13 protein-coding genes and 1 pseudogene are annotated in these 21,303 nt (G+C 71.5%); 9 read left to right on the top strand and 5 right to left on the bottom strand.

The window, feature by feature from the left end; translation table 11 throughout:
- The first annotated feature begins 89 nt into the window (after positions 1–89).
- The gene (locus tag ABT147_RS02875) at positions 90–1,571 is read left to right on the top strand and encodes a M1 family metallopeptidase (RefSeq protein ID WP_351402084.1); all 1,482 of its coding nucleotides are present in this window, start codon (positions 90–92) and stop codon (positions 1,569–1,571) included.
- Positions 1,572–1,749: 178 nt separating this feature from the next.
- Entirely contained in the window at positions 1,750–3,249 is a 1,500-nt protein-coding gene (hflX, locus tag ABT147_RS02880) for a GTPase HflX (RefSeq protein WP_351402086.1), read from the top strand.
- 128 nt (positions 3,250–3,377) lie between these two features.
- Here hflX and ABT147_RS02885 read toward each other — a convergent pair whose 3' ends face one another.
- The 3 genes from ABT147_RS02885 to ABT147_RS02895 are packed head-to-tail and all read right to left on the bottom strand — an operon-like array spanning position 3,378 to position 6,820.
- Entirely contained in the window at positions 3,378–4,487 is a 1,110-nt protein-coding gene (locus ABT147_RS02885; RefSeq protein WP_351402088.1) for a hypothetical protein, read from the bottom strand.
- An 11-nt stretch (positions 4,488–4,498) separates the two neighbouring features.
- Positions 4,499–5,413, bottom strand: coding sequence for a carboxymuconolactone decarboxylase family protein (locus ABT147_RS02890; RefSeq protein ID WP_351402090.1), 915 nt, complete (start codon positions 5,411–5,413; stop codon positions 4,499–4,501).
- Positions 5,414–5,455: 42 nt separating this feature from the next.
- Positions 5,456–6,820: a (5-formylfuran-3-yl)methyl phosphate synthase gene (locus ABT147_RS02895; RefSeq protein ID WP_351402092.1), complete on the bottom strand. Its 1,365-nt coding sequence runs from the start codon at positions 6,818–6,820 to the stop codon at positions 5,456–5,458.
- A 162-nt stretch (positions 6,821–6,982) separates the two neighbouring features.
- On the opposite strand from ABT147_RS02895, the gene ABT147_RS02900 reads away from it, so the two are divergent.
- The 3 genes from ABT147_RS02900 to ABT147_RS02910 all read left to right on the top strand — a co-directional run bounded on the left by ABT147_RS02900 (position 6,983) and on the right by ABT147_RS02910 (position 10,922).
- The gene (locus ABT147_RS02900) at positions 6,983–7,987 is read left to right on the top strand and encodes a LysR family transcriptional regulator (protein WP_351402094.1); all 1,005 of its coding nucleotides are present in this window, start codon (positions 6,983–6,985) and stop codon (positions 7,985–7,987) included.
- Positions 7,988–8,365: 378 nt separating this feature from the next.
- Positions 8,366–9,658 (top strand): Gfo/Idh/MocA family protein, encoded by a 1,293-nt coding sequence (locus tag ABT147_RS02905; RefSeq protein WP_351402096.1) that lies wholly within the window; start codon positions 8,366–8,368, stop codon positions 9,656–9,658.
- Positions 9,651–10,922, top strand: coding sequence for a DegT/DnrJ/EryC1/StrS family aminotransferase (locus ABT147_RS02910; protein ID WP_351402099.1), 1,272 nt, complete (start codon positions 9,651–9,653; stop codon positions 10,920–10,922). Before ABT147_RS02905 ends, ABT147_RS02910 begins: the two co-directional genes overlap by 8 nt.
- Positions 10,923–10,970: 48 nt before the next feature.
- Here ABT147_RS02910 and ABT147_RS02915 read toward each other — a convergent pair.
- Positions 10,971–12,080 (bottom strand): annotated as a pseudogene (locus ABT147_RS02915) (trypsin-like serine peptidase).
- A 127-nt stretch (positions 12,081–12,207) separates the two neighbouring features.
- Positions 12,208–13,440, bottom strand: a complete 1,233-nt coding sequence (locus ABT147_RS02920; RefSeq protein WP_351402101.1) for a trypsin-like serine peptidase — start codon at positions 13,438–13,440, stop codon at positions 12,208–12,210.
- A 502-nt stretch (positions 13,441–13,942) separates the two neighbouring features.
- On the opposite strand from ABT147_RS02920, the gene ABT147_RS02925 reads away from it, so the two are divergent.
- The 4 genes from ABT147_RS02925 (at position 13,943) to ABT147_RS02940 (ending at position 21,236) form a co-directional block, all read left to right on the top strand.
- Positions 13,943–15,310: a diaminobutyrate--2-oxoglutarate transaminase family protein gene (locus ABT147_RS02925; RefSeq protein ID WP_351402704.1), complete on the top strand. Its 1,368-nt coding sequence runs from the start codon at positions 13,943–13,945 to the stop codon at positions 15,308–15,310.
- Between the two features lie 524 nt (positions 15,311–15,834).
- Positions 15,835–18,117, top strand: a complete 2,283-nt coding sequence (locus ABT147_RS02930) for an IucA/IucC family protein (protein ID WP_502983019.1) — start codon at positions 15,835–15,837, stop codon at positions 18,115–18,117.
- A 100-nt stretch (positions 18,118–18,217) separates the two neighbouring features.
- On the top strand, positions 18,218–18,976 hold the full coding sequence (locus ABT147_RS02935; RefSeq protein WP_351402103.1) for a GNAT family N-acetyltransferase: 759 nt from the start codon (positions 18,218–18,220) through the stop codon (positions 18,974–18,976).
- 241 nt (positions 18,977–19,217) lie between these two features.
- On the top strand, positions 19,218–21,236 hold the full coding sequence (locus tag ABT147_RS02940) for an ATP-dependent DNA helicase (protein ID WP_351402105.1): 2,019 nt from the start codon (positions 19,218–19,220) through the stop codon (positions 21,234–21,236).
- Positions 21,237–21,303: the final 67 nt, after the last annotated feature.

Below are 21,303 nucleotides of genomic sequence, written 5' to 3' on the forward strand. Positions count from 1 at the left end.
AGCGTCCCGGCGGACGGCGGGCCGCTCGTTCGGGTGGGACCACTGCGCGTCGGCGGCGCACGGCACGGGCGCGCTGGTAGCGGTGGTCCATGCCGCTCACCCCACGCACCGGGAGCCGCCGCGTCCAGGCCGCGCTCCTCGCCTCCGCCGTCTCCGTCTGCCTGATCGCCGCGAGCGCCCCCTCACCCGCCGAACCGCTCGGCGTCGGCGACCGGCTCTTCCCGCACCTCGGCAACCCGGGATACGACGTGGAGTCGTACGACCTCGCCTTCACCTATCCCGGCAGCAACCGCGCGCCGCTCACGGCCGTCACCACCATCGAGGCCCGGACGACCGCCCCGCTGGAACGGCTCAACCTCGACTTCACGCACGGGACGGTCGCCTCCGTGGAGGTCGACGGGGCGCCCGCCGCCTTCACCAGCGCGGGCGAGGACCTGGTGATCACGCCCCGGGCGCCGCTCCCCGAGGGCGGCCGGACGCGCATCACCGTGCGGCACACCAGCGACCCCGTGTACACGGGGGACGAGGAGGGCGGCTGGGTGCGGACCGCCGACGGGCTCGCGATGGCCAACCAGGCCGACGCGGCGCACGTGGTGTTCCCCTGCAACGACCACCCCTCCGACAAGGCCATGTTCACCGTCCGCGTCACCGTGCCCGACGGCTACACGGCCGTCTCCAACGGCCTCGCCACCGGCACGGACCGCGCCGCCGGCACCACCACCTGGACCTACCGCACCCGGCACCCCATGGCCACCGAACTGGCCCAGGTCTCCATCGGCCGCTCCGCCGTCCTCCACCGGACCGGACCGCACCGCCTGCCGGTGCGCGACGTCGTCCCCGCGAAGGACCGCGAGAAGCTCGAACCCTGGCTCGCGAAGACCCCCGCCCAGATCGAGTGGATGGAGGACAAGGTCGGCCGGTACCCCTTCGAGACGTACGGCGTGCTGATCGCCGAGGCGCAGACCGGCTTCGAGCTGGAGACCCAGACCCTCTCCCTCTTCGAGCGGGAACTCTTCGTCCGGCCCGAGTACCCCAGGTGGTACGTCGAGTCGATCATGGTGCACGAGCTGGCCCACCAGTGGTTCGGCAACAGCGTCAGCCCCCGCACCTGGTCCGACCTGTGGCTGAACGAGGGACACGCCACCTGGTACGAGGCCCTGTACGCCGAGGAGACCGCCGGCCGGACCGTCGAGGCGCGCATGAAGACCGCCTACGCCTCCTCCGACCGCTGGCGCGCCGCCGGGGGACCGCCGGCGGCACCGAAGAAGCCCCGCAACGGCCAGAAGATCGGCATCTTCCGCGCGAACGTCTACGACGGGGCCGCGCTCTTCCTCTACGCCCTGCGCGAGGAGATCGGCGCCCCCGCCTTCGCCCGGCTCCAGCGGGCCTGGGTCGCCGTCCACCGGGACGGCGTCGCCTCGACCGCCGACTTCCGGGCACTCGCCTCCCGGATCGCCGGACGCGACCTCGACGGCTTCTTCCACGCCTGGCTGTACGAGGTGCGGACGCCGCCGATGCCGGGGCACCCCGACTGGAAGTCCGCACCGGTGGAGGCCCCGGCCAAGCGGTAGCCGGGATCCACCCGGGTGTGGCCCCGGTGCGGACGGGGAAAAACCCGGGTGACGAGACGGGGCGTACCGTGCGACCATCTTCGAGTCGGCGGCGGGAATCTCCCGGGCGCCCCGGGCGTTGTCGCCAGTGACGGGTCGTGATCCGTCACCTTCGGATTCCTATCGACGTAAGGACCCAATGACCTCCTCTTCTTCCCCTTCCCAGGCCGCACAGAGCGCCTTCGCGCAGAACAACCCCGAGAACCTGCGGGCCGATGCCCTGATGGAAGAGGACGTCGCCTGGAGCTTCGAGATCGACGGAGAGCGGGACGGCGACCAGTTCGACCGCTCCGACCGCGCGGCCCTGCGCCGTGTCGCGGGCCTCTCCACCGAACTCGAAGACGTCACCGAGGTCGAGTACCGCCAGCTCCGCCTGGAGCGCGTCGTACTCGTCGGTGTCTGGACCACGGGAACCGCGCGGGATTCGGAGAACTCCCTCGCGGAGCTTGCCGCCCTCGCGGAGACCGCGGGCGCGCTCGTGCTGGACGGCGTGATCCAGCGCCGCGACAAGCCGGACGCGGCCACCTACATCGGCTCGGGCAAGGCCAACGAGCTGCGGGACATCGTCCTCGAATCGGGCGCGGACACCGTCATCTGCGACGGTGAGCTGAGCCCGGGGCAGCTCATCCACCTCGAAGACGTCGTCAAGGTCAAGGTCATCGACCGTACGGCCCTGATCCTCGACATCTTCGCCCAGCACGCCAAGTCCCGGGAGGGCAAGGCCCAGGTCGCGCTCGCGCAGATGCAGTACATGCTGCCGAGGCTGCGAGGCTGGGGTCAGTCGCTGTCCCGTCAGATGGGCGGCGGCAAGGGCGGCGGCCTCGCCACCCGTGGTCCCGGTGAGACCAAGATCGAGACGGACCGGCGGCGGATCCGCGAGAAGATGGCGAAGATGCGCCGGGAGATCGCGGAGATGAAGACCGGCCGCGAGATCAAGCGCCAGGAGCGCCGCAGGAACAAGGTGCCCTCGGTCGCCATCGCCGGTTACACCAACGCCGGCAAGTCCTCCCTGCTCAACCGCCTCACCGGCGCGGGCGTCCTGGTGGAGAACGCCCTGTTCGCGACCCTCGACCCGACCGTGCGCCGGGCCGAGACCCCGAGCGGGCGGCTGTACACGCTGGCGGACACCGTCGGCTTCGTACGCCATCTGCCGCACCACCTCGTCGAGGCGTTCCGCTCCACGATGGAGGAGGTCGGCGACTCCGACCTGATCGTGCACGTGGTCGACGGCTCGCACCCGGCGCCGGAGGAGCAGCTCGCCGCCGTGCGCGAGGTCATCCGTGACGTGGGCGCGACCGATGTGCCCGAGATCGTGGTGATCAACAAGGCGGACGCGGCCGACCCGCTGACGCTCCAGCGGCTGCTGCGGATCGAGAAGCGCTCCATCGCGGTCTCGGCCCGTACCGGCCAGGGCATCGACGAGTTGCTCGCGCTGATCGACAACGAACTGCCCCGCCCCTCGGTCGAGATCGAGGCGCTCGTGCCGTACACCCACGGCAAGCTCGTCGCCCGCGCCCACACCGACGGCGAGGTGATCTCCGAGGAGCACACCCCGGAGGGCACCCTGCTCAAGGCCCGGGTGCACGAGGAACTGGCGGCGGATCTGGCGCCGTACGTTCCGGCGGCGACGACGGCCTGACCGTCCAGTCGCGCAGGCGGCCCAGATGTACCCGAAGGCCCGCCCCCTCCGCCGAGGGGCGGGCCTTCGGTATGTGCGGGAGCACCGGCCGCTTGGTGCCCCCGCACACCCCCCGTCCGTCCCCCGCGCTACGCGGTCTTCTCCTTGATCTCGTAGCCGGGGGAGGTCTCCAGTTCGCTCTCGGCCATCGAGCGGGCGCGTCCGCCGTAGTAGGCGGCGATCAGTTCGCCGGGGCCGTAGGCGGGGTGCCCGGCGCGCGCCCTGTTCAGCCGGACGAGGATGTTCCACTCGTCGTGGCAGCCGAGGCTGTACGAGCCGCCCGCGCGCACGGTGTAGAAGCGGACGAACTCCTTGCGCCGGGCCTCCCACACCGCCGCGTCGTCCCGGTCGGTGAGATCCAGCGGGCGGCGGGCGCCGTCCGGGCCGGGGACGGTGCCGTAGTCGGTCCAGAAGTCGGGGTCGACGGCGTACTTGCGCGCGAAGTACGCCTCCACCGCGGCCACCAGCGCACCGCCGCCGCCCGAGTCGGCGCGGAAGAAGCCGTGCACGTCGTCGGGGCCGAGGAAGTAGAACGCGTCGAAGAGTCCGCCGAGCTGGAGCTTCTGACGCGAGGGCGGGTTGGGCACACCGGGCGGGCCGGTCGGGCCGGGCGGGTCCGTGAGGTAGTGGTCCTCGGCCAGGACCCGGGTCCACATCCGCATGTAGTCCCCGCCGGTCGGCCGGGCAGTCTTCATGAGCTGCTCCAGACTCAGCGTCCGGCCGGTCTCCCGGGCCAGTTCGACGATGTGCCGTGCGACCAGGCCGGTGCCCTCCTTCGACTCCAGCTGATACGCGGCCGGATTGACGACGAAGAACCGCTCGCCCCACTCGGACGCCAGCCGGCGGGTCACGAAGTTCGCGATCTCGGTGTTGGTCCGGAAGTGGCCGCCGCCCCGCGAGGTGATCGGGCAGCTCAGATAGACGACGATCCGGTCCTCGGCCTGGGCGCGGGCGATGTCCGACTGGATGAGGGCGACATGCTTCTCGAAGACGTCGAACCAGTCGCCCGTGTGCCACTCGAAGCGGATGGGCGGCCCGCCGGGGACCGGAACGCCGGTCTCGGTGGGCGCGACCGCGCCGGTGAACGGGGCCGATGTCCTTGCGGCGGTCGGCATCGTGGAGGCGGGCGTCGCCGAGGAGGGAGTCGCGGAGGCGGCAAGTCCCTCGGTGGTGGTGGTCAGGGTCGGGTTCTCGGGCATGGTGTCCGTCCTCAACTTCCCCAGCCGGTCGGGCCGAGCAGGTTGTTGTTGCGTACCTTGATCCGGTCCGGGACCGTCGCGTTGTAGGCGGCGACGAAGTCCACGCCCACCTCGTCCTCGGCCCCTGTCTCGTCCATCACGCGCAACACGGTGAACCAGGAGTTGAGCAGGCCGTCGAAGTGCACGATGCACCAGGTCAGTTCGACGGTCATCGCGTTCACCCAGGCGGCCAGATAGGCCTCCGTCCCGGTGCCCGGCACCTCCGCGAGCGGCCCCTTCGCGATGTTCTCCGCCGCCACGCCCCGCAGGACATCCCGCAGGTCGGCGAACTGCCGGTCGGTGACCGAGTGCGGGTCCCGCTGGATCGTCTCCGCCAGCCGCAGGCAGTGCTGTTGCGGCTCGGTGTAGAGGGGTTCGGTGACGCCCTCCCAGGTGAAGGTCCGGTCCTCCCAGTCCGGGTGCCCCGCCGAGTCCACCAGCCGCAGCAGCATCTCCTCGGCGTGCGCCGCCCGCCGCGCCGGGTCCACGTGGGGCAACTGGTCGCGCAGTACGCCGTAGCCGATGTAGCTGTGGTGGGTGAGGGAGTACCGGCTGCGGTTGAGCAGGCTCACCAGGTTGATGACCAGCTCCTTGGTCACCCGGTCCATGAAGCCGCCCTGCGGGAACAGGACGCTCTCCCCGTCCGGGTCGCCGGGGGGCCGGGGCGCGGGCGTGTACCGAGGGGCGTCGAAGATGAACGAGTTGGCGTACTCGACCTCGGTCAGCGCGAGGCCGGGCAGCCACGCCATCGTCCGGAACAGGTTGCTGGGGATGCCCCAGTCCCGGATCGATCTGTCGAACTCGGTACGGACCCTGGCCTCGGTCCGCCCGGCGGGCAGCACGGGCACACGGGACCCGGGGGCGGCGGGCGGGATCAGATCGGACATGGGGACATCACGCTCCTCTTCTCGGTTGTTCGGTGTCGGCCGTCAGCCGAACGGCGTCAGGCGGCCGTACCTGTCCGCCCAGTGCCCGGTCAGCCCCGGGAAGCGGTGCAGCACCTCGCGCACGGCCTCGCCGGACCGCGGCTTCATCTCCTGCGGGAGCCACAGGTAGCCACCCTGCTCCGGTGGGACCAGTCCGCGGACCAGGCTCCGGACGATCACCCGGTCGCGCCGGGAGTCCTCTCCCTCGCCCTCGGGCCGGTGCGGGTTCTGGGCCACGGCAGACGCGGCGCCCCGGGTGGAGATCTGGTCGACCTCCGGGACGAGCCGCCAGAGCTGCTGCGCCTGGTAACTGGTGACGGAACCGGCGAGGTTGGCCTCGATGCCGCGGTGGTGGCAGTAGTCGACGAAGAACCGGATGTCGTCGAGGCTGAGGATGCCCCGGCGCTTCAGACCGGTCGTCTCGTCCACGTCCAGGGAGTTGAAGTCGGTCATGTCCGGGCTGCGTTCGGTGGCGACCAGTCCGACCCGGGCGACCTTCAGCAGGACGCTGGTGTCGAGCATCATCGCGCCCGCGCCCGCCCGGACGGTCGCGTCGACCATGCGGGCGATCGCCTCGCGGTCGGTGCGGCGCGCGGAGGGGTCCGTGGTGATGCCGTAACGGGCGTGCGGGAACAGCTCGTTGAGGGCGACCGTGGTGTGCGGGGTGCCCTCGGGCAGGACGCCGTGGTCGATCAGCGACTCCAGGTCCACCTGGCCGGGGTCGGTGAACAGGAGCCTCCCGTCCTCGTCCCGCAGCGTCCCGGCCGCGTACTCGGTGAGGTCGAAGCCGTGCTCCGCGTCGGACTCGCAGGGGTGGAACTCGCGCAGGCCCACCAGTGCCTGGCGGATCGCGCGCACGGAGCGGCGCTCCTCCCAGAGATCGAGGTCCTGGGCGAACAGCACCGACATCACCTGGGTGTGCGAGAAGCCCTCGGTGCGCCGCAGGGTCTGCACGCACTCGCGCAGCACATCGGTGAGCAGGCCGGTCTCCATGCCGTCGAGGCCCACCTTCACGATGCCGCAGGGGTGCACCCGGGTCCCCATGGACACCGCCACCCCCAGCGCGGCCTGCGAGGCCTTGCCGGCGATCTCGTACGCGGACTTCTGGATCGCCGCCCCGGTGCCGGAACGGTCGTAGAGCAGCTGGTCCTCGCCGATGTTGGTGGACAGCTGGACCTCCAGATCGCGCCGGAAGCCGAGAACCGCGTCGCTGACCGCCATGATCTGCTGCGGCTTGATATTGCCGAGGGCGCTGCGGGGATCCTCGCTGTCGATGATTCTGCCGCCGCCGAGCACGGCTTCGCGGGCCTCTTGCGGATTGAAGACACTGACGAGCAGTTTGCGGTTCATCGTCCGGTCATCGGTCATGGGAAACCCCGGTATCGCATCGCGCGGACTCGTACTGATTTGCCATGTGCGGCCCATCGGCCGTCCCGTGCGGCGGCCGTTCATCAGCCGTCCGCGATGGCCATTCGAATGTCGCAGTACGGGGCGCGCGATGTCCAATAAATTCGTTGATAACCTCTGGGCATGGATGTGGATCTGCGCTTGCTGCGATCATTCGTCGCGGTCGCGGAAGAGCTTCACTTCACCCGCGCGGCGCAGCGCCTGCACATGACGCAGCCGGCGCTTTCCAAACAGATCGAACAACTGGAGCGAGGCCTGCGGCTGCCGTTGCTGAAGCGCTCCAGCCGTTCCGTGACCCTGACCGCCGCAGGCCGGGCGCTGCTGCCCGGAGTGCGCCGGATCCTGGCCGACTGGCAGGGCGTCCTCGGCGCGGCCCAGGAGGCGGCGGCGACGGAGGAGCGGACGCTGCGGGTCGGGTTCATCGCCAACGCGGCCAGCGAGCTGACCCCCCGGATCCTCGCGACCTTCGGCATGATCCGGCCGGACTGGCGCGTCGTGATGACCCAGGCGCCGTGGATCGACCCCACCGCCGGACTGGCGGGCGGCGACGTGGACGTGGCCCTGGTGAGGCTGCCGCTGCCGCACGGGCCGTCGAGCATCCGTACGCGTGTACTGCTGACCGAGGATCGCTGGGTCCTCATGGCGGCCGGGCATCCGCTGGCCAAGCAGGACGTGGTGCGCTTCGAACAACTGCTGGACGAGCCGTTCGTCGCCGTGCCCGTGGAGTCCGGGGTCTGGCGCGACTACTGGCTGGCGCTCGACCACCGGGACGGCCATCCCGTGGTCATCGGCGCGGAGGTGAACAGCACGGACGAGTGGATGGAGGCCATCGCCAACAACTTCGGCGTCTGCCTCACGGGCGCCTCGACCGCGCGCTTCTATCCCCGCCCCGGTGTGGTCTGCCTGCCGATCGACAAGATCACACCCACGGACGTCGCCGTGGCCTGGCGCGCGACCGACAACCGTGAGGTGGTCGCGGATTTCGTCACGGCCTGCGCGGAGACGGTCGCGGGGGCGGAGGCCGGGGCGACGGACGCGGGGTCGGGGTCGGGGTCGGGATTGGGGTCGGAGTCGGAGTCGGGGGCGGAGGGTGCGGGCGGGGCGGGGGATACGGGGGTCGATCCGTGAGTGTGCCGGAACTCCGGTAGTGAACCCGGAATGCGTCAGTCCGTCGAATTGGTTCTCGAATTCACGGTTTCGAATCCCTCGGTGCGAATGGCGCCGAATGGTTTCTCCTTAGTCGCTGGTTCCCGCTTCCCGCTTCCCGCTTCCCGCTTCCCGCTTCCCGGTCCCCGGTCCCTGGTCTCTGTTCCCCGGTCTTCAGCCCCAGCCGACTCGGCTCTACTCGACTCGTCGGCAAACATTCCATCCCGGCATGAACGAATCTATTGGACGCCGTCAGTTCGGCGTTGCGAGCATTCGGAAGAAAGGACCAGCCACCCGGCCGGGCCGCCATGGTCATCGGGCCATGGTCTCCGGCCGCCGCATCGCTGAAGGGTATTCACCGTGGTGAATCTCCGCGCGGCCATTGTCGGCTGCGGCCGTATCGCCTCCACCGACCACGCCGCCGCCCACACCGCCGACCCCCGCGTGCACCTGGTCGCGGTGGTCCACCCCGACCACGACCGAGCCCGGGCCCTGGCCCGCCGGTCGGGCGTACGTGAGGTCTTCACGTCCCTTGAGGAGATGCTCGCCACCACGGATGTGGACCTCGTCACCCTCTGCGCCCCGCCCCACCTGAACGCCCCGCTGGCGACGACCGCCCTCCGGGCCGGCTGCCACGTGCTCTGCGACCAGCCCGCCGCCACCGACTCCGCGGACCTGGCCCGGCTGACCGAGACCGCCACGGCCCACCACCGCGTCCTGACCTTCGCCTCCCCCTACCGCCACCTCACCGAGGCCCAGATGTCCCGCGCCCTCGTCGACGCGGGTGAGATCGGCGAGGTCCACGAGATCCAACTGATCGGGTCACACGGCGGCGAGGCGCCGGGTCGGGGCCGGCACCGGGGCTGGGGCTGGGAAGAGGTCGGCGGCGGATTCTTGGACCGCCCCCTCGCCGCCGACGCCCCGCCCGCCCCGTACGGGGCCTGCGACCCCCTCCCCGACATCGGCATTCACCTGCTCGACCTGGCCATGTGGATCACGGGCTTCCCCGAGGCCGTCGAGACGCTCTGGCCCACCCACGAGCTCTCGCCCGCTCACGAGCTCCGGCCCAACCACGAGCTCTGGCCTACTCACGAGCTCTGGCCCGCTCACGAGCTCCGGCCCGCCCATGAACGGGACCTCGGCCGAGGGGAGGGGACCGGCCGAGTCGGGGACGGGCACACCGCCCTCGTCCGCTGCCATGACGGGATGGCGCTCAGCCTCTCCACCTCGTACTCCGCCCACCCGGCGGACGAGGAGACCGTGCGGGTGCGGCTGCTGGGCGACCGGGGAGCGCTGGAGGTCTTCCCTCTGACGCTGTCCCACTCCAACCCGCCCGCCCCACGCCACACACGGCTGCCCCTGCCCGGCAAGCCCGGGGACCTGCGACTCGCCCACCGGAGACAGATCGCCGCGTTCGTCGACGCCTGTCTCGGCCGAGGCCCGGTGCCCGTGACCGCCGCCGAAGCCATCCACGTCCAGGACATCGTGGACCGGCTCCAGCGCTCGGCCCACGGCACCACCGTTCCCGGGCAGTCGGACGCCCGGGAGGCGGGGGCCGTCCATGGAAAGGCGGATGTCCGCGGACACCCAGGCGCCCGCACGACGACCCCCACCTCTGACGACGACTTCGCACAGGAGGCGAGCCGTGCCTGAGACCTCTCTCGCGCTCTTCGGCGGTGAGCCGGTGGCCGCCGACCCGCCCCGCTGGCCGCAGCGCGGGCCGCAGGAAGCCCGCATGCTGCGCGAAGTCCTCGACGACGGCCAGTGGTCGCTGCACGGCGGCACCCGCTGCACCCGCTTCGAGTCACGCTTCGCCGCCCTGCAGGGCATCGGCCGCGTCCTGACCGTCAGCAACGGCACCATCGCCCTCCAACTCGCCTGCGAGGCCCTGGGCCTGGGCCCCGGCGACGAGGTCATCGTCCCGGGCCTCACCCGGCCGGGGACGGCCGGCGCGGTCCTGGACGCGAACGCCGTACCCGTCCTCGTCGACGTGGACCCCGACACCTGGTGCCTGGACCCGGCCGCCGTGGAGGCCGCCATGACGGAACGGACCCGAGCGGTCGTCGCCGTCCACCTCTACGGGACGATGCCCGACCTCATGGCCCTGGCCGCCCTCGCCGCCCGATACGGTCTCGCACTGATCGAGGACTGCGCCCACGCGCCAGGCGCCCGCTGGGAGGGGTACGGCGCCGGCTCGGTCGGCACCCTGTCCTGCTTCGGCTTCGGGATGAGCAACACGCTCACCGCCGGCGAGGGCGGCTGCGTGGCCACCGCCGACCCCCTGCTCGCGGGCCGTCTGGCCGGCCTCCGCGACGGCGGACGCCCACCGGCGGGCTCACCGCCCGGCTGGCGGCCCCTCCAGGGCGGCAACCACCGGATGACGGAATGGCAGGCGGCGATCCTGCTCGCCCAGTGCGACCGGTTCGCGGAACAACGCCGACGCCGGGAGACGGTCACCCGCCGCTGGCGCGAGGCGGCGCTCGCCTCCGGCTTCCTGCGCCCCGCCCTGCTGCTTCCCCAGGTCGAGCGCCCACCCGGACACGCCCTGGCCCTGTCGTACATCCCCGACTCGCCTCTCCTGGGCGACATCCCCGTGGCGACCGTCCGCGCCGCCCTCGCCGCCGAACTCCGCGTCCCCGTCGAGCCCTGCTACCGCCCCCTCGACACCTCGCCCGCCTATCTGCCGCACAGCAAGCCCCGGCACCACCTCTCCCAGGAGTACTGGGAGGCCATCGACCCCCGCCGGGCCCGACTCCCGCACTGCGCCCGCCTGTACGACTCCTCCGTGATCCTTCCGCACACCGCGATGCTCCGCCCCGGCGCCGAGGAACACCTGCCCCAGGCACTCGACCGACTCGCCTGCCACGCCGGTCAACTGCGCGACTGGGCCGCCGGCCGGCCGAGAGCGGCAGTGTGACAGCCACCCTCCGCCGCGCTCACCGACCTCCGACGCTCTCCGCCACGCTCACCGACCGCCGTACGAGCTACTCATCTCGCCGTACAACGCCCTGGCCCCGTCGCCCAACCGCGGCCCCGCGAGCCAGGGTGTCGTCGGCCGGGCCGATCGACGTGTTCGACACGAGCCGGGGCTCGGTGCCGACCATGCGGAACCAAGCACCGCCGGACGAACCGCCGGTCATGGTGCACCCGATGCGGTACATCGTCGGTAGCAACGGATCGAGGGAGAGCCGCCCCGGCTTGTCCACGCACCGGAACATGGCCAGCCCGTTGTACGGCGGCGCGGCTGGGTAACCCCAGGCACCCACCGCCTGGGTCTCGGAGGCGGACGGCGCGGAGAAGTCCACATCCAGGGCCGTCCCGACGGTCTCCTCCAGGGACCTGTCGCCCGACTCGGGCCGCACACGCAGCACCGCGTAGTCGTACGGGGCACCGGCCCCACCCTCGTCCGAGCCGCCCGCGATCCACTCGTCCGAGGTCGCGGCCCGGTCCGCCCACCACTGGCCGAACGGTTCGCTCTCCTCGGCCGACGCGCCCCCGGCCAACTCCTCCGCGGACCTGCCGAGGTCGTTGTAGGCCGGGACGAGGACGATGTTGCGGATCCAGCCGCCTCCCGCGCCGGCGTGCGCACAATGCCCGGCGGTCCACACGAGGTTGGACTCCCCGGGATGGTTCACATCGGAGACGACCGTGCCCGACCAGGGGCACTGACGCCCCGGTCGGCGGAGGCGTCCCGCAACGAGACGGTCTTCCCCGGATCCTCGGCCCCGCGCATCCGCTCCGCGTCCCACAGGTTCTCGATCACCAGATTGACGAAGTCCCTCGCCCCACCGATCCACTTGTCCCGGTCCCAGTCCTTCCAGCTCCCGTCCCTCCAGTCGCCGACATCGATGCCGTGCTCCGCCATGTTGTCGGCGTGGACGTCGGGAATGCCGTCGCCGTCCCTGTCGCTGGCCCTGTCCGCGGTGCGGGACGCGGCGGTGCCGGGCGGCTTGTCGCCCGCGCTTCCGTCGCCCGAGTCACAGGCGGTCGCGGCCGGCGTGAGCGCCGCGACGAGCCCGGTGGCGGCGAATCCGGTGGCGGCGAGCAGGCGGTGCCGCCGATCTGAGAAACGCATGGTTCTCGACCCCCGTCGGAACCATCCGTGTGTCACGCCCACTATGCGGGCGCGCCGGGGGATCGGCGGAGGGCGCGCGACCTACCGATTCCACGCGCCCTCCCCAGCCGTCACCCAGTGCGCGGCGTCACTGCGACCCGAACTTGTCACTCACCGCCTGGTACACACCCTCGGCCTCCTTGCCCAGCCGCGGCCCGGCCAGCCAGCCCGCACTCACCGGTCCGATGGAGGTGTTGGACACCAGAGCCGGCGCACCGTCCGAACCGGTCGCCACCCAGCCACCACCGGACGAACCACCGGTCATGGTGCAGCCGATGCGGTACATCGTCGGGTCGGACTCGACGAGCGAGAGCCGCCCCGGCTTGTCCGTGCACTGGTACATCGTCTCGCCGTCGTACGGAGCTCCGGCCGGGTAGCCGGTCGCCGTGATGCTCTTCACCTGCGGTACGGCGGGCGCGTCGAAGTCCACCGGCAGGGCCGAACCGACCATCTCCTCCAGCGACTTGCCCCCACTGCCCTCCTCCGGCGTCACATGGATCACCGCGAAGTCGTACGGCGCTCCGTCCCCGCCCGTCTGACCGCCCTGCTCGATCCACTGGTCCGAGGTCTGCGCCCAGTCACCCCACCAGACGCCGTACGGAGCGACCTCCTGCTTGGTGGCCGTCTGCAGCTCCGACGCCGACAGACCGCTGTCGTTGTACGAGGGCACGAAGGCGATGTTGCGGTACCAGCCGCCCGACTTGCCGGCGTGCACACAGTGCCCGGCCGTCCACACCATGTTGGACTTGCCCGGGTTGGCCGGGTCCTGGACCACGGTCGCCGAGCAGACCATCGTGCCCTCGGGCGAGTCGAAGAACACCTTGCCCGCCTCGGCCGCGTTGGCGTGGTACTTCGCCGGCACCGCCTCGGCGTCGACGGACTCCGGCGTCGGGTCGGTCACGCCCTGGTCACCGGTGAGGTCGCTCTCGTCGACCTCCTTCTCGGGCTCCTCGGCGTCCCGCATCCGGTCCGGGTCCCACAGGTCCTTGATGATCGGGTTGACGTAGTCCTCGGCCTCGCGCAGCCAGTCGTCCTTGTCCCAGTTCTTCCAGGCCCCGCCCCGCCACTTGTCGAGGTCGATCCCGTGTTCCTTGAGCTTGTCCTTGAGGTCGTCCGGGATCTGGATCTTGCCGTCGCCCGAGCCGGCGCTGTCCTGCGCGGACGCCGACGCGTCGGCGCCCGCCGTGGTCTCACCCGAGCCGCACGCGGTGGCGGTCAACGACAGAACCGTCGCGAGACCGACCACGGCCAGAACGGGGGAGGTTCTACGGCGCGTGCTCCTCCCACGACGAGTGGCGAAGGGCGGTCGTATGGGTCGCATGGTCTGAACTCCCCCTGGGGCGTAAGAGAAATCTGTGCTGCCGAGCGGTTCGCGCACGGTTCCTCCGCGCGCCCACCGCCCCCTTGTACGTAGCCGACACGGCATTCGCGCGGCTCCGTACCTCTGCTTCTTCGTACGTAGGCGTCGTACGCGCGGCTTGGTACGGATCCGCCGCGCCGTGTCCTTCGGAACGGCACCACACACTATGCGGTCGTTGTGGGGGACATCCGAGGGAACGGCAACGGTTCCGTCACGGCAAGGATCTTCGCCTCACCCGCTTCCCCGTGCGAGCCGCGTCGTTGGTATGTGCGGGGGACCCGCCGGTGTTCGGCGACCCCTGCCAACTCGCCTCTGAGCAGCGGGAGGAAGTGCAGTCGTGGCGGTGACCGAGTCTACGGTGGCGCCGGTGGGCCGTGAGCCCGAGCGAGCGCGTTCGGGACACGAGGACGGATGGGCGCGCACACGACGGGAGCACGACGGGGCGCGCTCGGCGCACGAGGGGATCCTGCGGCGGCAGGCGGCCCGCGAGTCGGCGGCGCGCACCTACGCGCGCGCCCTGCCCATCGTGCCCGTCCGCGCACGCGGGCTGACCATCGAGGGCGCCGACGGCCGCCGTTACCTCGACTGTCTGTCCGGCGCGGGCACCCTCGCCCTCGGCCACAACCACCCGGTCGTCCTCGAAGCGATCCGCAAGGTGCTCGACTCCGGCGCTCCGCTGCACGTCCTCGACCTGGCCACCCCTGTCAAGGACGCCTTCACCACCGAACTGTTCCGCACCCTTCCGCCAGGGCTCGCGGACCGCGCGCGCGTCCAGTTCTGCGGACCCGCCGGCACCGACGCGGTCGAGGCCGCCTTCAAACTGGTCCGGGCGGCGACCGGACGCACCGGAATGCTCGCCTTCACCGGCGCCTACCACGGCATGACCGCCGGGGCCCTGGAAGCGTCCGGAGGCGCCTACGACGTACGGGTGGCACGTCTGCCGTATCCGCAGGACTACCGCTGTCCCTTCGGTATCGGCGGTGAACGCGGCGCCGAACTCGCCGCCCGCTGGACCGAGTCCGTCCTCGACGACGCCAAATCCGGCGTACCGCTGCCCGCCGGCATGATCCTCGAACCCGTCCAGGGCGAGGGCGGCGTCATCCCCGCCCCGGACGGCTGGCTGCGCCGCATGCGCGACATCACCACCTCCCGCTCGATCCCGCTGATCGCCGACGAGGTCCAGACGGGCGTGGGCCGCACCGGCCGCTTCTGGGCCGTCGAGCACAGTGGCGTCGTCCCCGATGTGATGGTCCTGTCCAAGGCCATCGGCGGCAGCCTCCCCCTGGCCGTCGTGGTCTACCGCGACGACCTCGACGTCTGGCGGCCCGGCGCCCACGCGGGCACCTTCCGCGGCAACCAGCTCGCCATGGCCGCCGGCACCGCCACCCTCGCCCACGTCCGCGAGAACGGCCTCGCCGAACGCGCCGCGACCCTGGGCGCCCGGATGCTCGCCCAACTCCGCGGCCTCACCGATCGGTTCACCTGCGTCGGCGACGTACGGGGACGGGGGCTGATGATCGGCATCGACATGGTCACCCCGGGCCCACCCTCTCCCTCCGACGCCACGGGCCCGCTCCCACCCGCTCCTTCCCTCGCCACCGAGGTTCAGCGCGAGTGCCTCCGACGTGGCCTGATCGTCGAACTCGGCGGCCGCCACGCCGGCGTCGTCCGCCTCCTCCCACCCCTCACGATCACCGACGAACAGACCGACGCCGTACTCGACCGCCTCACCGACGCGATCGCCTCGGTGGCGGCCACCGCCGAAACCCGAGAGCCGGTGAGCCCGACGCCCGAGGGAGCCGAAGGCCCCGGACGCATGCCCGGGGGCTGAGCACCGAGCCACCCCGGACGGCCACCCACCACGGCCCCCACCCCACCCACGAACCAGCCGCGCACCCCGGGCACCGACCCACCCGGCCACCGCCCGCACCCCCTTCGCACAGGTCCCCACCACGCCACCGCCCCGCACCCCTTACGCACCAGCCCCGCCCCCGCTCGACCGCACCCACCCGCGACTGCCCTCCCGCACGAGCAACCCCAGGAACCGCCTTGAAGCCGCCACCCGCCCCCGAGGCCCGCACCCACGAGCATGACCACGACTACGAGCACGACAACGCCACGGAACCCAGCACTCCCCGAGCCGCGAGCGCGCTGATGGCCGAGCCGCCTCCTGCCCCGGTGGCCCCATCGCCCCGCCAGCCCGAGCCGGAGCCCAGCGAGGCTGGCCGGAGTGCCCGTCCGGACGAGCAGGGGCCCAACCAGCCCGAACGGGCGCCCGATCTGGCTGAGCGTGTGCCGTGCCAGGCCGAGTCGGGGGCGGGCCAGCCTGACCCGGGGCCCGGTCCGGCTGAGCGTGTGTCCTGTCAGGCTGAGCCGGAGGCCGGCCAGCCCGAGCGGATTCCGTACCCCGCCAAGCCAGTCCCTCGCCAAGCCCCGCTCGCTCACCATCCGGCCGAGCCACCTCATGAGCGTGATCAGTCGGTCTCTGGCCGAGCCGCCGGAACCCGGACCACTGAGCCCCCGCCCGGCACCGCCACCGACGCCCTGCACCACCCCGACCCGCACACCGCGGCCCAGGCGGCAGCGGTCGAGAACCTGTTGCGCTGCTGGGTACGCGAACACAACCTCACCTCCCCCCACGACGGCACCCTCCACATCCCCCTCCCCACGACAGGCACGGCACTTCTCGCCCCGGTGCACTACTGGTCCCCCACCGGCTGGCACCGCTTCGGCCCGCCGCAGCTCACCGACACCCCCGCAGCCGCGCCCCCGGTCGACGCGGCCACGGTGGCGACCCTGCTGGCCAGGGAGGCGGCCGCGCGAGCCCCGCACGAGACAGCCACCCACGAGCCCCACCCCACACCGGCGCACCCCCTCGCGTCCCCCACCACCCGCCCAACGGATCACCTCGATCCGATGGCCCCACTCGACGACCCGGACCAGCCCCGCCGAGCCGGCCTCTGCGACCAGCCTGGCCAACCAGACGAACCCGACCGGCTCGACCAGCCCGACCAAGCCGGCTGCCTTGACCGACGCGACCAACGCGCGCCGGTCAGCCAAGGTGCCCCGCTCGCCCATCTCGACCTGGTCGGCAGAGTCACCGACTCCGCCCGCCGCGTCGCCATGTTCATCGCCGAGCGCCGAGCCGAACCCGCCGACACCCCGGACCGTTTCCTCGCCGCCGAGCAGGCCCTCGTCCTGGGCCATCCCCTGCACCCCACTCCGAAAAGCAGGGAGGGACTCTCCACAGCCGAAGCGCGGCTCTACTCACCGGAGTTGCGCGGCTCCTTTCCCTTGCACTGGCTGGCGATCGCACCCTCCGTCCTGTCGACCGACTCGGCATGGACCGAGCGCGGTCGTGTCATCCCCGCCGAACAGCTGACCGCACGGCTGGCCGGACCTGGGCTGCCGCTGCCGGAGGGCTACGCCGCCCTGCCGCTGCACCCCTGGCAGCTCCGCGAGGTCCGCCGCCGCCCGGCCGTCGCCGCTCTGCTCGACGCCGGTCTGCTCCGGGACCTGGGTCCGCACGGCGGCCCATGGCACCCCACCTCCTCCGTCCGCACCGTCCACCGCACCGGCACCCCCGCGATGCTGAAGCTCTCGCTGGGGCTACGCATCACCAACTCCCGTCGTGAGAACCTCCGCAAGGAACTCCACCGCGGTGTCGAGGTCCACCGTCTGTTGCGCACGGGCCTGGTCGAGCAGTGGCAGGCTGCCCACCCCGGGTTCGACATCGTCCGCGACCCGGCCTGGCTGGCGGTCACCGCACCGGACGGCGATCCCCTGCCCGGCTTGGACGTGGTGATCCGGCACAACCCATTCGGCCCGGCGGACGACGCGTGCTGTGTCGCGGGACTTGTGTCACCGAGGCCGTACGACAGTGGCGAGCGACGAGCGCACCACTGCGCAGACCCCCTCCGTGAGCTGCGGCGCCACACCGACGGCCAGGAGCCGGAGCACCCCGGCGGCCCCCTCCAGCTCCAGCTGGGTGGCGCCGCTCCCGATGAGCGCCTCACCATGCGATCGCGGCTCGCCGATGTCGTCACCCGCCTCGCCGGGCGCACCGGCCGTACCCGAGGCACCGTCGCCGTCGAGTGGTTTCTGCGCTATCTGGAACAGGTCGTGCGGCCCGTGCTGTGGCTGGACAGCGAGGCCGGCATCGCTCTCGAAGCGCACCAGCAGAACACGCTCGTCCTGCTGGACCCCGACGGCTGGCCCATCGGCGGCCGGTACCGCGACAACCAGGGCTACTACTTCCGCGCGTCCCGCCGCGCGGACCTCGAAGCCCGGCTGCCCGGCATCGGCGGGCACAGCGACACGTTCGTCTCCGACGAGGTCGCGGACGAGCGGTTCGCCTACTACCTCGGCATCAACAACGTGCTCGGTCTCATCGGCGCGTTCGGCTCCCAGCACCTCGGCGACGAGCGACTCCTGCTCGCCGCATTCCGCCGCTTCCTCACGGATGTGGCCACCGGCCCTGCCCGGCTGAACACGAACCTTGCGGCCCGGCTCCTCGACTCACCCGTCCTGCGCTGCAAGGCCAACCTCCTGACCCGCCTCCACGGCCTCGACGAACTCGTCGGCCCGGTCGACACCCAGTCCGTCTACGTCACCATCACCAACCCCCTTCATCGCTGACCAGCACCTTCGCCCCTGCTCACCCCACCCGTCCCCGTACTCAGGCTCCCTTCACCCCCGAGGAACATGACCCACCCGATCTCCTGAGAGGAGCGTCGCCGTGGCTCCCACCGACGCGAGCACCGACGCGAGCACCGACACCGGTACCGGCACTGCCTCGGACCCGACGAGCAATGAGGACACGCTCGAACTGCGCCTGCCCGACGACTTCCTCGCCCTCCTGTCCGAGGACCGCGACTCGTGCGGTAGCAGGAACGAGGCAGGACAGGAGACGCCCCCGGCCCATGGCGAGCTGCTCGACCACCTCGCCGACTGGGGGCCGGTCGTCACCCCGGCAGGCACCCTGCACCTCGTCCCCGTCCGCGTCGAACGGGAGCTCCCGCTGATCTCCCGCTGGATGAACGACTCGGCCGTGGCCTCCTACTGGAAGCTCGCCGGAGGCGAGGACGTGACCGCGCGCCACCTTCGGGCCCAGCTCGGCGGAGACGGCCGCAGCATGCCCTGCCTCGGTCTGCTGGACGGCACCCCGATGAGCTATTGGGAGATCTACCGGGCGGACCTCGACCCCATCGCCCGCCACTACCCCGCCCGCCCGCACGACACCGGCATCCACCTCCTCATCGGACCCGTGGCAGACCGGGGGCGGGGTCTCGGCTCCACCCTGCTCCGTGCCGTCGCCGATCTCGTCCTCGACAGAAGACCTTCCTGCGCCCGCGTCGTCGCGGAACCCGACCTTCGCAACTTTCCCTCCGTCTCCGCTTTCCTGAGCGCAGGCTTCCGGTTCTCCGCCGAGGTCGACCTGCCCGACAAGCGGGCCGCCCTCATGATCAGAGACCGGCTTCTGCGCGATCTGATGTAGATACCTCTAGCTCTGTGTGAATCCGTGTGGATCTGCTGCGGCGCCGTCGTATTTGGTACACCGCCCGCGCCGATCCGGTTCCCGATCGAGCCGACCCGATTTCCGGCTCCCGAGAATCCGTCCCTCCCGTCGAAGAGAACACCGTCTTGATCCCGCCCCGCAGGCCCCGCACGCCCCTCCCGCCCCATGCGTCCGCCTCGACCACCCGTTTGTCAGTGGTGCCCCGTAGGGTGGTCGCGCTATGACGAAGCCCTCACTCCACGAACTCCTGCACGCCGCCGTCGCCGCTGTCGGCGGTATGGAGCGCCCCGGCCAGGTGACCATGGCCGAAGCCGTCGCGGAGGCGATCGACGACGGCTCCCATCTGCTGGTCCAGGCGGGTACCGGCACCGGAAAGTCGCTCGGTTACCTGGTTCCCGCGCTCGCCCAGGGAGAGCGCGTCGTCGTGGCGACAGCGACCCTGGCGCTGCAGCGCCAGCTCGTGGAGCGCGACCTGCCGAGAACGGTCGACGCGCTGCATCCGCTGCTGCGCCGCCGCCCCGAGTTCGCGATGCTCAAGGGCCGGTCGAACTACCTGTGTCTGCACCGCCTGAACGAGGGCGTGCCACAGGACGAGGAGGAGGGACTCTTCGACCAGTTCGAGGCGGCCGCGCCCTCCAGCAAGCTGGGCCAGGACCTGCTGCGGCTGCGGGACTGGTCGCAGGAGACCGAGACCGGCGACCGGGACGACCTCACCCCGGGTGTGTCCGACCGCGCCTGGGCGCAGATCTCCGTGTCGTCCAGGGAGTGCCTGGGCGCCACCAAGTGCGCGTACGGCGCCGAGTGTTTCGCGGAGATGGCCCGGGAGCGGGCGAAGCTCTCCGAGGTGGTCGTCACCAACCACGCGCTGCTCGCGATCGACGCCATCGAGGGCGCGCCGGTGCTCCCGCAGCACGAGGTCCTGATCGTCGACGAGGCACATGAACTCGTCTCACGGGTGACCGGCGTGGCGACCGGCGAGCTCACCCCCGGCCAGGTCAACCGCGCCGTGAAGCGGGCGGCGAAGCTCGTGAACGAGAAGGTCGCCGACCAGCTCCAGACCGCCGCCGAGGGGTTCGAGCGCGTCATGGAGCTGGCTCTGCCGGGCCGCCTGGAGGAGGTCCCCGAGGACCTGGCGTACGTCCTCATGGCGCTGCGCGATGCCGCCCGTACGGTGATCTCGGCGATCGGCAGCACACGCGACAAGTCCGTCCAGGACGAGGACGCCGTCCGCAAGCAGGCGCTGGCGGCCGTGGAGAGCGTGCACGACGTGGCGGAGCGGATCAGCAACGGTTCCGAGTGGGACGTCGTCTGGTACGAACGTCACGACCGCTTCGGCGCGTCCCTGCGCGTCGCCCCCATGTCCGTGTCGGGTCTCCTCCGGGAGAAGCTCTTCGCGGACCGTTCCGTCACCCTGACCTCGGCCACGCTCAAGCTGGGCGGCGACTTCAACGGCGTGGGCGCGTCCCTGGGTCTGGCTCCGGAGGGCACCCAGGGGGACGACCTTCCACAGTGGAAGGGAGTGGACGTCGGATCGCCGTTCGACTACCCGAGACAGGGCATCCTCTACGTCGCCAAGCATCTGTCGCGTCCCGCGCGGGACGGCGACCGGACGGACATGCTGGACGAGCTGACAGAGCTGATCCAGGCGGCCGGCGGCCGGACGCTCGGCCTGTTCTCGTCCATGCGGGCCGCGCAGCTGGCGGCGGAGGAGCTGCGCATCCGGATCCCCGAGTACCCCATCCTGCTCCAGGGCGAGGAGACGCTCGGCGAGCTGATCAAGGGCTTCGCGGCCGACCCGAAGACCTGCCTCTTCGGCACGCTCTCGCTCTGGCAGGGCGTGGACGTGCCCGGCACCAGCTGTCAGCTGGTCGTCATGGACAAGATTCCGTTCCCGCGCCCCGACGACCCGTTGATGAGCGCCCGCCAGAAGGCCGTCGAGGAGGCGGGCGGCAACGGCTTCATGGCCGTCGCCGCCACCCACGCGGCCCTGCTGATGGCCCAGGGCGCCGGCCGCCTAGTACGCGCGCAGGGGGACCGTGGCGTGGTCGCCGTACTGGACCAGCGGCTGGCGACCGCGCGGTACGGCAGCTATCTGAAGGCGTCACTGCCCGACTTCTGGTACACGACGGACCGTAACCAGGTCCGTAAGTCGCTCGCCGCGATCGACAGCGCGGCGAAGGACCGAGAAGCGGAGAAGGCCGAGGACAAGGAAGAGGAAGCGGAGAAGGCAGAGGCATGACGAACGGCCGGTGGCCGTTGCCGGTTGGTGGGGGGGCCGGGCCCCGGGCGGTGCGCGGCAGAACCTC

This window comes from Streptomyces sp. NPDC001868, from assembly GCF_040297125.1.
GTDB lineage: Bacteria > Actinomycetota > Actinomycetes > Streptomycetales > Streptomycetaceae > Streptomyces.